General features: G+C 76.5%; 12 protein-coding genes. 4 read left to right on the top strand and 8 right to left on the bottom strand.

Translation table 11 applies throughout. The features are described 5' to 3' along the window. Window positions 1-3: 3 nt before the first annotated feature. From ACI79U_RS17920 to efeB, 4 genes are all read right to left on the bottom strand, one after another. Window positions 4-1,776 (bottom strand): protein kinase domain-containing protein, encoded by a 1,773-nt coding sequence (locus ACI79U_RS17920; protein ID WP_457068639.1) that lies wholly within the window; start codon window positions 1,774-1,776, stop codon window positions 4-6. A gap of 199 nt (window positions 1,777-1,975) precedes the next feature. Beyond that, window positions 1,976-3,073, bottom strand: a complete 1,098-nt coding sequence (locus ACI79U_RS17915) for a glycerate kinase (protein WP_457068641.1) — start codon at window positions 3,071-3,073, stop codon at window positions 1,976-1,978. 41 nt (window positions 3,074-3,114) lie between these two features. Then, the gene (locus ACI79U_RS17910; protein WP_457068644.1) at window positions 3,115-3,606 is read right to left on the bottom strand and encodes an NUDIX hydrolase; all 492 of its coding nucleotides are present in this window, start codon (window positions 3,604-3,606) and stop codon (window positions 3,115-3,117) included. Between the two features lie 19 nt (window positions 3,607-3,625). Then, window positions 3,626-4,897, bottom strand: coding sequence for an iron uptake transporter deferrochelatase/peroxidase subunit (efeB, locus tag ACI79U_RS17905; protein WP_457068646.1), 1,272 nt, complete (start codon window positions 4,895-4,897; stop codon window positions 3,626-3,628). Between the two features lie 220 nt (window positions 4,898-5,117). On the opposite strand from efeB, the gene ACI79U_RS17900 reads away from it, so the two are divergent. Beyond that, a complete protein-coding gene (locus ACI79U_RS17900; RefSeq protein WP_457068648.1) occupies window positions 5,118-5,897 on the top strand; it encodes an enoyl-CoA hydratase-related protein in 780 nt (259 codons plus the stop codon). A gap of 121 nt (window positions 5,898-6,018) precedes the next feature. On the opposite strand, the gene ACI79U_RS17895 is transcribed toward ACI79U_RS17900, so the two are convergent. Further along, window positions 6,019-6,240 carry a hypothetical protein gene (locus ACI79U_RS17895; protein ID WP_457068796.1) on the bottom strand — a complete coding sequence of 74 codons (222 nt, stop codon included), beginning with the start codon at window positions 6,238-6,240 and terminating at the stop codon, window positions 6,019-6,021. 174 nt (window positions 6,241-6,414) lie between these two features. On the opposite strand from ACI79U_RS17895, the gene ACI79U_RS17890 reads away from it, so the two are divergent. Then, window positions 6,415-7,080, top strand: a complete 666-nt coding sequence (locus ACI79U_RS17890) for an MBL fold metallo-hydrolase (protein WP_457068798.1) — start codon at window positions 6,415-6,417, stop codon at window positions 7,078-7,080. Here ACI79U_RS17890 and ACI79U_RS17885 read toward each other — a convergent pair. Next, a complete protein-coding gene (locus ACI79U_RS17885) occupies window positions 7,041-8,876 on the bottom strand; it encodes an EAL domain-containing protein (RefSeq protein WP_457068800.1) in 1,836 nt (611 codons plus the stop codon). The genes ACI79U_RS17890 and ACI79U_RS17885 overlap by 40 nt on opposite strands. A 54-nt stretch (window positions 8,877-8,930) precedes the next feature. Here ACI79U_RS17885 and ACI79U_RS17880 point away from each other — a divergent pair, with 54 nt between their 5' ends. Further along, the gene (locus tag ACI79U_RS17880) at window positions 8,931-10,136 is read left to right on the top strand and encodes a GAF domain-containing protein (protein ID WP_457068802.1); all 1,206 of its coding nucleotides are present in this window, start codon (window positions 8,931-8,933) and stop codon (window positions 10,134-10,136) included. A 4-nt stretch (window positions 10,137-10,140) separates the two neighbouring features. Here the strand turns inward: ACI79U_RS17880 and ACI79U_RS17875 are convergent, their stop codons facing one another. Continuing rightward, window positions 10,141-10,881 carry a GntR family transcriptional regulator gene (locus ACI79U_RS17875; protein WP_457068804.1) on the bottom strand — a complete coding sequence of 247 codons (741 nt, stop codon included), beginning with the start codon at window positions 10,879-10,881 and terminating at the stop codon, window positions 10,141-10,143. 86 nt (window positions 10,882-10,967) lie between these two features. On the opposite strand from ACI79U_RS17875, the gene ACI79U_RS17870 reads away from it, so the two are divergent. Next, window positions 10,968-11,996, top strand: coding sequence for an ATP-dependent 6-phosphofructokinase (locus tag ACI79U_RS17870; protein WP_457068806.1), 1,029 nt, complete (start codon window positions 10,968-10,970; stop codon window positions 11,994-11,996). Window position 11,997: 1 nt separating this feature from the next. On the opposite strand, the gene ACI79U_RS17865 is transcribed toward ACI79U_RS17870, so the two are convergent. Beyond that, entirely contained in the window at window positions 11,998-12,903 is a 906-nt protein-coding gene (locus ACI79U_RS17865) for a hypothetical protein (RefSeq protein ID WP_457068808.1), read from the bottom strand. Window positions 12,904-12,992 lie beyond the last annotated feature (89 nt).

The following is a 12,992-nucleotide window of genomic DNA, read 5'->3' as shown; positions in this document are numbered from 1 at the left end:
GGCTCAGCTCCGGGCGCCGCCCCGGCCGTTGCCGTTCCCGTTCCCGCCTCCGTTGCCGTTCCCGCCTCCGTTCCCGTTCCCGCCTCCGTTGCCGTTCCCGCCTCCGTTGCCGTTCCCCTGACCGTTGCCGGCGCCGTTCCCGTTGCCCTGGCCGTCGCCACCGTTCCCCGGCGCGGTCGAGCCACCGCCGGCGCCGCCCGTCGGGGCGGTGCTACCGCCGGACGACGTCGGCGCGCCCGACCCGGCCGGGCTGCTGGCCGGCGCGGAGGACTCCGAGCCCTCGTCGGTCTCCGGCTCCTCCGCGTCCTCGCTCGGGGACTGCGTCGGCGTGGGGTCGGGGCTCGGGGCGGGTGCCGGGGTGGAGGGCTCCGGCGCGATGCTCACCGGCGCCCGGTCGACCGGCACCTGGACCGCGTCGATCGGCGCCCGCCGGGGCTGCACCGGGGCGCTGTCGGTCTCCGGTGCCACCGCGTAGCTCACCAGCACCTCGGCGCCGCGCTCCAGCCGACCGGTGAGCGGCGCGACGTCGACGACCAGCCCGGCGTCGACCGAGCCGGTGGTCACCGGCTGGGTCTGCACGACCAGCCCGAGCGCCTCCAGCTGCCGCTGGACGGCGGCGACCGGGCGGTCGAGGTAGTCCGCACCGTCGAGCACCAGCTCGGCGGGGCGCGCCGTGGCGGTGGCCGCGCCGAGGCCCTGTGCGGCGGCCGTGCTGGTGCCGGCGCCGTCGGGGGCCACGCCCTGCAGGACGACCGCGGCCACCCCGGCCCCGGCCAACAGCGCGACCAGCGGCACCAGCACCCGGCTGAGGCGTCCCTGGGGCGCGGGTGCCGGGCGGCGCACCGACCCGTCGGCGGACGTCGCGCCGGCCAGTGCGGCGGCATCGGGGAGCAGCCAGAAGCTCTGCGTGTCGGTGCGCTCGACCGGGGTCAGCACCCGGCCGGCGAGGACGTCGTCGATCGCGGCCGCGAAGGCGGCGCCGTCGGGGAAGCGCTGGGTCGGGTCCTTGACCAGCGCCCGCTCGATCAGGGTGCGGACCCCGGCGGGGAGGTCGTCGGGCAGCGGCTCGGGGGTGTCGCGGAGGTGCCGCAGCGCGATGGTCACCGAGTTGTCGCCGTCGAACGCCCGCCGTCCGGTGAGCAGCTCGTAGCCGACCATGCCCAGCGCGTAGACGTCGCTGGCCGCGGTGGCGTGCGCCCCCGACGCCTGCTCCGGGGAGAGGTAGGAGGCGGTGCCGATCACCTGGCCGGTCTTGGTGAGCGGCACGCTGCCGGCCGAGGAGGCGATGCCGAAGTCGGTGATCGCGACCGTGCCGTCGGAGCGCACCAGCACGTTGCCCGGCTTCACGTCCCGGTGGACGACGCCGGCGGCGTGCGCGGCGCCCAGCGCCGAGGCGGTCTGCTGGAGGATCTCGAGCACCCGGCCGGGGGGCAGCGCGCCCGCACGGGCCAGCACGGTGGCCAGCGACTCCCCGTCGATCAGCTCCATCACCAGGTAGGCCAGGTGCTCGCCCGACCCGTCGATCGCCGGCTCCTCGCCGTAGTCGTAGACGGCGGTGATGTTCGGGTGGCTCAGCGCGGCCGCGTGGTGGGCCTCGGCGCGGAAGCGGGCCAGGAAGAGCGGGTCACCGGTGTACTCGCTGCGCAGCACCTTGATCGCGACGGTGCGGCTCAGCAGCGTGTCGGCGGCGCGCCACACCTGGCCCATGCCGCCCGTGGCGAGCAGTGCCTGCAGCTCGTAGCGGCCCCCGAGGGTGCTCCGCGTGGGCTCCACCACGTGCGCCCCCCTCGTCCCGCCGTCTCGACCCGTCCGACCCCCACCGGCCGACGCCGGCGGCTGGACGCACCGAGGGAGGGGATGCCCCCGTCGGGCGTTCGTACACATGCGATCGGACGGCTGGGTCCACCGCGATCCAACACCCATGTGTGACGGACCGTTCCCGCCCCCGCTGTCGGCCCGGTCACGGGCGGGCCGGTCAGGTGCGGGCCGGCCACTCCGCCGCCAGCACCTCGCCGGCCCTGGTCAGCCAGCGGGCCGGGTCGGCCATCGCCGCGACCGTCGAGCCGGCCAGGTCGGTGAGCGAGAGCGCGCGGCGCACCGGGTGGTCCGCGTCGCCCACCCGGCCGGCGACCACCACCACCGGGACACCGGCGGCCGCGGCCCGGTCCAGCAGGTTCCCGACCACCTTGCCGCGCAGCGACTGGGCGTCGAACTGGCCCTCCCCGGTGATCGCCAGGTCCGCACCGGCCAGGGCGTCGTCCAGCCCGGCGGCGGCCGCCACCGCCGTCGCGCCGCTGACGAACTCCGCACCCCAGGCGACGGCGAAGCCGTAGGCGGTACCGCCGGCCGCGCCCGCCCCCGGTGCGTCGCGGTCCCCGCCGAGCAGGTCGGCGAGCCGGGCCAGGCCGGCGTCGAGCACGGCCACCTGGCCCGGGTCCGCGCCCTTCTGCGGGCCGAACTGGCCGGCCGCCCCCAACGGGCCGAGCAGTGGGGCGGTGACGTCGACCAGGCACTGCACGCCCCCCGGCGGCGGGGGCACCAGGCCGGCGAGGTCGACCGCGGCCAGCCGGGGGAGCGCGCCGCCGCCGGGTGGGAGGTCCACCCCCTCGGCGTCGGTGAAGCGGGCACCGAGCGCGGCCAGGGCGCCGGTGCCGCCGTCGGTGGTGGCCGAGCCGCCCAGCGTCAGCACCACCCGCTGCACCTGGGGGTCGCCCACCACCGCGGCCAGCAGTTGGCCCAGCCCGCGGGTGGTGGCGCCCAGCGGGTCGGGCCCGGCCAGCAGCGGGAGGCCGGCCGCGCGGGCCATCTCCACCACCGCCGTCCCGTCCGGGCGCAGCAGCCACGCGGCGTCCACCGGCCGGCCGTCCGGGCCGCTCACCGCGGCGGCGCGCCAGGCCGCGTCGGGCAGGTCGTGACCGAGCGCCTCCAGCGTGCCCTCGCCGCCGTCGGCCAGCGGCACGGTGCGCACGTCGTCGTCGGGACGGCGCCGGCGCCAGCCGGCCGCGAGCGCCGCGGCGGCCGCGGCGGCGTCGAGGGTGCCCTTGAACGAATCGGGGGCGAGGACGACGCGCACGCCGCCACCCTGGCCGCTGCACCCGGCAGCGGCAAGCCCGATCAGCCGGGGTGCTCGCCGTCGGACCGGGCGAACCACGGCCCGGTCTCCCCGGACAGCGCGCGGGCCACGAGCTGCGCCTGCACGCCGACCAGGTCGGGCAGCCGGGGCGGGTCGCACCAGACGACGTCCAGCGACTCGTCGTCGGCGACGTGCGCCTCGCCACCGACCGCCCGGCAGGCGAAGGTGTGGTCGACGAACTGGCAGACGTCGCCGTTGGGGTAGGTGAGCGGCGGCTGGGTCCACAGGCTCACCAGCCGGTCGACGACCACCTCGACGCCGGTCTCCTCGAGCACCTCACGGGCCAGCGCGACGGCCAGCTGCTCGCCGGGCTCGGGGATGCCGCTGGGGAGCGCCCAGCGGCCGGTGTCGCTGCGCTGGGTGAGCAGCACCCGTCCGGCGTCGTCGGTGACCACGCCGGTCACCCCGGGCAGCCACAGCAGGGCGTGGCCGATGGTCGAGCGGAGGTCACGGATGAACTCGGGCACCGGCACCCGGCCAGGGTAGGCGGGGTCAGCTGAACAACGCCCGGCCCCACCAGTCGTCGTCGTCGGTGACCCCGGGCGGGCAGGCGAAGACCGCCGAGGAGGTGTGCTGGAGGTACTCGTTCATCGCGTCGGTGCTCAGGTTGCGCTGGATCTGGGTGAACCCGGTCTCCGGGTTGCGCTGGTAGGCGATGAAGAACAGCCCGGCGTCCAGCCGGCCCAGGTCGTCGGAGCCGTCGACGAAGCTGTAGCCGCGGCGCAGGATCGCCGTGCCGGTGTTGGTGGGGTGGGCCAGGAAGACGTGCGACGTCGGCGGCAGCGCCGCGAGGTGGACCGGGTCGAACTCCGCCCGCCCGCCCAGCGGGGCCCCGGCGCCCTTGGTGCGGCCGACGCTGGCCTCCTGCTCGGCCAGCGTCTCGGCGTCCCAGGACTCCACCAGCATCCGGATCCGGCGGGTGACCAGGTAGGAGCCGCCGGCCAGCCAGTCGGCGCCCGGGTCGCCGTCGGCCACCCAGACGAACCGCTCGATGGCGGCGCTGTTCTCCGCCTTGAGGTTGTCGGTGCCGTCCTTGAAGCCGAACAGGTTGCGCGGGGTGGCCTGGGTGTCGGAGGTGGACGACGTCCGGCCGAAGCCGAGCTGGGACCAGCGGACGCGGACCACGCCGGCGCCCAGCCGGATCAGGTTGCGGACGGCGTGCACCGCGACCTGCGGGTCGTGCGCACAGGCCTGCACGCAGAGGTCCCCGCCGCTGATCGCCGGGTCGAGGGCGTCACCGGGGAAGTCCGGCAGCTCGGCCAGCGGCTCGGGCCGGCGCGCGGCCAGGCCGAACCGGTCGACGCCGTCGGCGGTGGTGAACAGGGTGGGCCCGAAGCCGACGGTGAGCGTGAGCCCGGACGCGGGCAGCCCGAGCGCCTCGCCGGTGTCGTCGGGCACCTCGTCCGGCCCGCCCGCGACCGCGCCGACCTCGCCGGCGTCCCGCCCGGCGGTCATCCGGCGGGCCGCCGCCGTCCAGGCCCGCAGCACGGCGACCAGCTCCGCCCGGTCGTCGGTGACGACGTCGAAGGCGACGAAGTGCAGCCGGTCCTGCGCCGGGGTGACGATGCCGGCCTGGTGCGGGCCGGTGAAGCGGACCGCGCCGGTGACGTCCGGCGGAGCGGCCCCGGCCGGCTGCTCCGCCGTCGCCCGGCCGATCACGCCACCCGTGGCGCCGGCGACCACCACACCGGCCGTACCGGCGCCGGCGAGGCCGAAGAACCGCCGCCGGGAGAGCCCCCCGGGGCCGGAGCTGGCAGAGCCCATGCTGGTGTCGGTCCCCTCGTCAGGTCGGCTCGGGCCGGCTCGGGCCGGTCGGCGGCGGTGCGGCGCAGATGGTGCCCGGCCGGTCCAACGGCCGTCCGGGTGGCACTGTTCCGAGCCCGCCGCGGCAGCGGCGGCGCCCGGCGTCGCCGCCGGCGCGGCGTCCCGTGACAGGGTGACGGGAGCCACCGCCCCTGACCGCTCAGCCGAGGAGCCGACAGCGTTGTCCGAGCCCACCGTCACCCGCACCGACGCCGAGGGCGTCGCGACGCTCACGCTGCAGCGCCCCGCGCTGACCCACCGGATGCGCACCGAGCTGCTCGCGCACGTGCGCGGGCTGGCCGCCGACGACGACGTCCGGGCGGTGCTGCTGACCGGCACCGGCCGCACCTTCTGCGTCGGCCAGGACCTCGGCGAGCACGCGGCGGAGCTGCGCGAGCCGGCGACCACCCCGCTGTCGGTCGTCGCCGACGAGTACAACCCGCTGGTGCTGGCGCTGGCCGCCCTGCGGGTGCCCGTGGTGGTCGGGATCAACGGGGCGTGCGCGGGGGCCGGACTGGGGCTCGCGCTCGCCGGCGACCTGCGGATCGCCGCGGCCGGGGCGAAGTTCACCACCGCGTTCGCGGGCATCGGGCTGGGCAGCGACTCCGCGCTCGCCTCCCGGCTGGTGCACTGCGTCGGGGGGTCGCGCGCGGCGCAGATGCTGCTGCTGCCCGAGCCGTTCCCGGCCGAGACCGCCGCGATGTGGGGGCTGGTGCACGAGGTCGCGGAGCCGGACCAGGTGCTGCCCCGGGCGCAGGCGCTCGCCGCCCGGCTCGCCACCGGCCCGACGCTCGCGTTCCGGGCGATCAAGGAGGTGCTGGCGACCGCGGCCACCGACCCGCTGGACACCACGCTCGCGCTGGAGGCGCGGCTGCAGGCCGAGCTGGGGCAGACCGCCGACCACCGCGCCGCGGTGGAGGCGTTCCTGGCCAAGCAGCCGGCCACCTTCACCGGCCGCTGACCCACCCCACCCCGTTGTTCGCCGAAGTGGCCACTGCGGCGACCGGGTGGGGCGCAACCCAGTCGCCCGAGTGGCCACTTCGGCGAAACGAGGGGCCGGGATCGAACCCGGGGCCCTGGGATCAGCCGAGCTGGGCCGAGCAGGCCAGGCAGACCTCGCCGGTCGCGGCGGGGGGCCACGGCAGCTCCCCGGTCACCCGGGCCAGGGCACCGCAGACGGTGAGCTCGCAGGCCCCGTCCAGGTCCACCGCGGCCCGGTGGACCTCGACGGCGTGCCACAGCGCCGGCGTCGACCCGTGCGCGCGGCTGCGAGCGGCGACGAAGGTGTCGGTGTTCACGGTCACCCCGGTGTTGTCGGCACGGCGCCCGGCCCGGGACAGCCCACGGCCGGCGTCCCACCCGATCGGGTGAGCCGGCCGCTGACCGCCGCAACCCCCGGCGGCCCGCCGACCGCCGCGGCATGGCACGGTGCCTGTCCAGCACCCGACCGCACACCCGATCACCCCGGAGGCCCGAGGATGCAGCTCACCAAGCACGGACACGCCTGTGTGGTCCTGTCCGACGGGGACCGCCGGCTGGTCGTCGACCCGGGGGCCTTCACCGCCGACGACCCGCTGGCCCTGGACCCGGGCGACCGGACCACCCCCGGCACCACCGCACTGCTGCTCACCCACGAGCACCCCGACCACTTCCTCCCCGACCGGGTGCGCGCCGCGCTGGACGCCGACCCGGGGCTGGAGGTGTGGACCAACTCCTCGGTCGCCGAGCGGCTGGCGGGGGCGGGTCCGCGCGTGCACGTGGTCGGCGCCGGGGACACCTTCACCGCAGCCGGGTTCGACGTCTCGGTCCACGGCGAGTGGCACGCGGTGATCCACCCGGAGATCCCGCGGGTGCGCAACGTCGGGTTCCTCGTCGCCGGGCAGGTCTTCCACCCCGGGGACGCCTTCACCGTGCCCGAGGTCGCCGTCGCCACGCTGTTGCTGCCCGCCCACGCCCCGTGGTCGAAGACCGCCGAGGTGATCGACTACCTGCGGGCGGTCGGCGCACAGCGGGCGCTGGCGGTGCACGACGGCCTGCTCAACGACACCGGCCTCGGCCTGGTGGCGGGGCTGGTCGGCGAGCGGGGTCCGGGCCAGCCGACACCCTACGAGCGGCTGGCCCCCGGGGAGTCGACCACCGTCTGACCGGACGGGCCGGCCAGCAGCTCGGTCAGCCGGGCGTCGAGGTCCCGGCAGCGGTCGCGCTCGGTGGCCAGCGCCCGTTCCGTTTCCACCCGGGCGGAGACGTCGGCCTGGATGCCGATGTACTGCACCACCGCGCCGGTCGGGTCGGTCACCGGGATCAGGTGGCACTCGTTCCACCAGCTGCTGCCGTCGGCCCGCCGGTTGAGCAGCACCTCGCGGCACTCCTGACCCGCTGCGATCGCGGCCCGCACCCGGGCCAGCGAGGCCGGGTCGGTGTCCGGGCTCTGCAGGAACCTGCAGTTGCGGCCGAGCACCTCCTCGGCCGGGAAGCCGGCCAGCCGGGCGAAGGCGGGGTTGACGTAGACCAGCGGCTGGTCGGGCAGCCGCAGGTCGACCACGGTCACCCCGGTGTCGACCGCGGCCAGCGCCTGCTGCAGCAGCGCCTCGCGCGGGCTGCCGGCCAGGATCCGGGCGGCGGCCGGCGGCGGTGCCGGCGGGGCGGGCTCGGCCGGCACCGGGGCGGTCAGGGTGCACGGGGCGACCCGCTGCAGCAGCGCCCGGGCGGCCCGGACGACGGTGTCCCGGTCGTAGGTCAGCGCGAAGGCGAACCGGCGGTCCAGGTCCGGACCGTCGTCGCCGAGGTCACGGGCCAGCAGCGCGGCGCTGAAGTGCGGGCTGAGCACCACCAGGTCCCACTCCCCGAGCACCGGGTCCCCCGCCGCCAGGTCGGCGCCACGCAGCCCGGGCAGCGGTTCCGGCGGCAGGTCCGCGCCCAGCGCGCAGGCGAAGCCGACCCGCTCGACCAGGTCGCGGTAGCGCAGCCGGGTGGCCGGGGTGAGGTGGCGGGCCTCCTGGAAGGTGGCGGCCACGACGCAGGTCTCGCCCAGCCGCATGGCCTGCCGCTCCAGCTGCTTGCTCAGCTCGATCAGCAGCGCCTTGGGCGACTCGCGCAGCGGGAACTCCGGCGGCAGGCAGGCGAACGGGGAGAGCGCGCCGGCGTCGGCGTCGCTGGGCGGGGCGTCCGGGAGGCGGAGCGACCCCACCGCCGCCCCGGCGACCGGCGCGGCCCCCGGACGGCCGAACAGCCAGCCCTGGCCGAGGGTCGCACCCAGGGCACTGGCCATCGCCAGGTGCCGGCCGTCCTCGATGCCCTCGGCCAGCACGATCGCCCCGGTCGACTCGGCGTAGGCGTTCACCGCGTTCATGATCTCGGCGATCGCCGGCCCCGGCCGCTCCTGCACCAGGCGCAGGTCGAGCTTCACCACGTCCGGGCGCAGCAGCGGCATGAAGGCCAGCGACAGCGAGTCGGCACCGACGTCGTCCAGCGCGATCGCCCAGCCGAGCTCCCGTACCCGGGCGACGGTGCGCAGCAGCTCCGCCGGGCGGGCGGCCAGCGCCCGCTCGGTGATCTCCAGGACCACGCGCAGGTCGCCCGGCACCTGGTCGGCGCGGTCGATCAGCGCGGTCAGCGGCGCCTCGTCCACCGCGTCGGGCTCGACGTTGACGAACACCGTGAGCGGGGCCAGCAGCCCGGCACGCACCGCCCCGCGCAGCGCCGACGTCCGGCAGGCGTGGTCCAGCTCGACCAGGAGGCCCTCCACGCGGGCCGCGGCGAACAGCGCGTCGGGTGCGTGCAGGGGGCCCACCGGGCCACGGGCGAGCGCCTCGTAGGCGACGACGCGTCCGGTGTCGAGCTCCACGATGGGCTGGAACACGCTGGTGACGGCGGCGTCGCGGAGCACGGCGGCGACGAGGCACGCCGGGTCCTGCTGCAACTGGTCCACGTCGTCCCCCATCGGGTGCGGGCATCCCGGACCCGAGTCTGACAGCATCGGGCCTGCCACGAAGGGGTGAGCCCGCAGCCGGTGCGCACCGGCCGGTCCGACGGCACGGAGACGGAGGCGGTCCCCACGCAGCGCGCCACATCGCCGCACGACGGCTACGAGCTCCCCACGTGGGCCCCGCTGCCGGCGCTGCCCGATGCCGAGTTCGACCGGGTCGCCGCCGAGGTGGCCCGCCGGCTGTCGGTCCCCCAGGCCCTGGTGGTGCTGGTGTCCAAGGGTGGTCAGGTCTTCCCGGGCGTGTACGGGCTGCGCGAACCCTTCACGACGCAGCGCTCCTCGCCGCTGAGCCTGTCGATGAGCCAGGTGGTGGTGCGCACCGGGCGGCAGCTGGTCGTGCCCGACACCGGGGCCGACCCGCTGCTGCGCGACTCCGCCGTCGTGCGGAAGACCGGCATCGTCGCCTACGCGGGCATGCCGCTGTGGAACGGCCAGGGCCGCCCGATCGGGGTGCTCGCCGCCTCCGACGACGTCCCGCGGAACTGGTCGACCGACGAGCTGGCCGTGCTGGACCAGCTGGCCGGCGACTGCTCGCGCCGGCTGCAGTTCCGCGCCCTGGAGCTCGCCGACCAGGAAGCCCGGGCCGCGGCGACCCGGGAGGCGAGCGCGGCCCGGCAGGCCGCGGAGGCCGCGCAGGCCGCCTACGTCGAGGCCGAGGTGGAGGCCGACCGGACCCGCCTGGTGGCCCGGTTCGGCGACGGTGTGCTGGCGGTGGACACCATGCCGGACGTGCTGCGTGCCCTCGACCGGCTGGTCCGCTCCCCGCTGGGTGCCTCCGCCGCGCTGATCGGGATCGCCGAGGCCGGCAGCGACGAGTTGCGGCTGTGGACCACCTCCTCGGGGTCGGCGTCCTACGCCCGGCCGACGGCGGTGGTCGGGCTGCCGGCACCGCACCCGCTGGCCCAGGCGGTCCACGAGCGACGGGTGGTCCCGGTGCCCGCGCCGGAGGAGGCCGACCCGGTCGCCCCCGACGGGCCGGCCGGCCGACCGCAGAGCGCGCTGGCGGTCCCGGTGCTGCTCACCCAGCACGAGGCCGCCGGCGGGCTGCACATCACCTGGGGGCACCGGCGGGCGCTGGACGCCCCGCTGCACACCGCCGTGACGGAGCTCGCCCGCCACCTGGGGCACGCGCTGGACCGGGTGCTGCTCCGCGAGCAGCGACTCCGGCTGGAGTCCGCGCAGCCCGCTCCCGCCCGGGCCGACGCGGCCGGCTGACCGGTCAGCGCCCGCCGACGGAGACCTCGAACTCCACCTGGCTGACGTCGGGGCGGAGCCGGGAGAACGAGTGCACCAGCGGGTGCCCGGTGCTGTCGTGCACCGTGGTGCGCACCACCAGCAGCGGGGAGCCGGCCACGATCTGCAACCGGTCGGCCTCGTCGGCGGCCGCGGTGCCGACGTCGACCATGATCCGCGCGTGGGCCAGGTCCTCGCCGTACTCGCGGCGGAGGAACTCGTACAGCGATCCGTGCCCGAAGTCCTCGGTGGCCGCCTTCGGGTACCGCGCGGCGGGCAGGAAACTGCGCACCACGTGGTTGGGCAGCCCGTCGACACTGCGCAGCCGGACCAGCTCGACGACGTCCTCGGCCACCGGCAGGGCGAGCTCGGTGGCTATCGCCGGCGCCGCGGGCACGATCCGCTGGCTGAGCACCGCGGTGCCCACCTGGGCGCCCTGCTCGGTCATCACCGAGTGGAACCCGGCGATCCGGTGGACGAAGCTCTCCCGGTACTCGTGCCGGATGCCCGGGCGGCTGACGTAGGTGCCGCGGCCCTGCTCCCGGACCAGGTGCCCGTCGGCGACCAGGCCGTCGACGGCCCGGCGCAGGGTGATCCGGCTGACCCCGTATTCGGCGCAGAGCACCGGCTCCGGCGGCAGCAGGGTGTGCTCGGGCAGGGCGAGCGCGCGGCGCCGGAGCGCCTCACGGACGGCGAGGTACTTGGGCCCCGCCTCGGTGCTCGCCACGCCCAGAAGGTACTGCACCGAGAGACGTCTATACGTCATGACGTACCGTTCAGGAGCCCACCACCCCTCGTCCGGAGGAGACGCTCGTGCGCATCGGAGTGCTGACCGGCGGGGGCGACTGCCCCGGCCTCAACGCCGTCCTGCGGGCCGTGGTCCGCACCTCGGCCAAGGAGTACGGCAGCGACGTCGTCGGCTTCCGGAACGGGTGGCGCGGGCTGCTCGAGGACGACGCGATGCCGATGGACCTGCCGCTGGTCAACGGCCTGCTGACCCGGGGCGGCACCGTGCTCGGCTCGGCCCGGGTGGCGCCGCAGAAGCTGCGCGACGGGCTGGGCCGGATGCGCGAGGTGCTCAAGGACCACGGGGTCGACGTGCTCGTCCCCATCGGTGGCGAGGGCACGCTGACCGCGGCGGCGTGGCTGTCCTCGGAGGGCGTGCCGGTGGTCGGCGTGCCGAAGACGATCGACAACGACATCGACGGCACCGACCTGACCTTCGGCTTCGACACCGCGGTCAGCATCGCCACCGACATGATCGACCGGCTGCACACCACGGCCGAGTCGCACCAGCGGGTCCTGCTGGTCGAGGTGATGGGTCGGCACGCCGGCTGGATCGCGCTCAACTCCGGCATGGCCGCCGGCGCCCACCTGGTGATCACCCCGGAGCAGCCCTTCGACATCGCGGAGGTCTGCCGGATGGTGACCGCGCGCTTCGACCGCGGCCACCGGCACGTGATCGGGGTGATCAGCGAGGGAGCGACCCCGGCGCCCGGCACCATGCCGATGCGCGAGGGCGGCCTCGACGAGTTCGGCCACAAGCGGTTCACCGGCGTTGCCCAGCAGCTGGGCGACGAGCTGGAGCGACGCACCGGCAAGGAGGTGCGGACCACCGTCCTGGGGCACGTGCAGCGCGGCGGCACCCCCACCTCCTTCGACCGGGTGCTGGCCACCCGGTTCGGGCTGCACGCCACCATCGCCGCCCACGAGGGCCACACCGGGCAGATGGTGGCCCTGCAGGGCACCGACATCGGGCTGGTCCCGCTCGCCGACGCGGTCGCCCGGCTGAAGACCGTCCCGCCGTCCCGGCTGGCCGAGCTGCGCGCCTTCACCGGCTGAGTCACCAGCGCCAGGTGTAACCGAAGACGCAGTCGCCGTCGGGCACGACCTCCAACGCGGTCTGCCCGCCGACGAGCGGCACGGGCACCGCGCTCGACGGCTCGGCCGCGGCGAGGTCCGGCCACCGGCAGCGCCACACCTCGCGGGGCAGGGCCGCCGCGTGGAACCGCACGGTGAGCGCCAGGTGACGCACCCCGGCGGTCACCCCGCGGCGGAACTCCGGCGCCGGCGGCTCCGGGTAGGCGAAGACGGTCTCGTACTCCAGGTGGGTGGCCTGCCCGGGCAGCAGCGGCTCGGCCAGCAGGATCTCCACCACGCACAGCGGGGTGCCGGCGACCCGCCAGGCGTCCACCGGCACACCGCCGGTGCGCACCGCGACCGCGGCATGCACGGTGTCGAACGCGTAGTGGTACCGGGAGGTCTCCTCCACCGCCTCCAGCAGCTGCCGGGTGACGTGCCGGCAGGGTGACCGGTCGGCACCGATCTCGTGGTGCTCGGCGACCTGGAGGGTGCGGACGGTGCGCCGCGGCACGGGCCGGGGGACGGTCGGCGCGCCGGCCACCACCAGCCGGTCGCCGGCCGGGCGGCCGCGGCGCAGGGCGCGCAGCTCCTCCGCGTGCTCGTCCGACATCTCGAAGGCGGCGATGAACAGCTCGAGGGTCCGGTCGGAGAGCCGGTCGCCGTTCAGCGCGCGCCCCACCCGGTTCTCCAGGCTGCGCGGCCGGAGGTCGGCCGCGGCCTCACCGGTGTCCACCAGGTGCTCGGCCAGCACCGCCGCCACCGCGGCCCGCGGCACCTCGCCACGTCGCACGCTGCTGAACCGCTGCCAGCGCCGGCGGTACCGCGGTTCCGCCAGCAGCCGCGCCAACCGCTCCGCGGCCCACCGGACCCCGACGGTCTGCTCCATCGCACCCCCCTGCGAACGGCCACGTCCCGGCCACACGCTCCAGGTATGAACCCGGAGCTGCGGTCGCGCGGCGCGGGGGGCCGCGCGAC

Source organism: Modestobacter sp. SYSU DS0904, from assembly GCF_054051115.1.
Note: the sequence above shows the minus strand (reverse complement) of the source record. Positions and strands in the feature narration are given on the sequence as shown.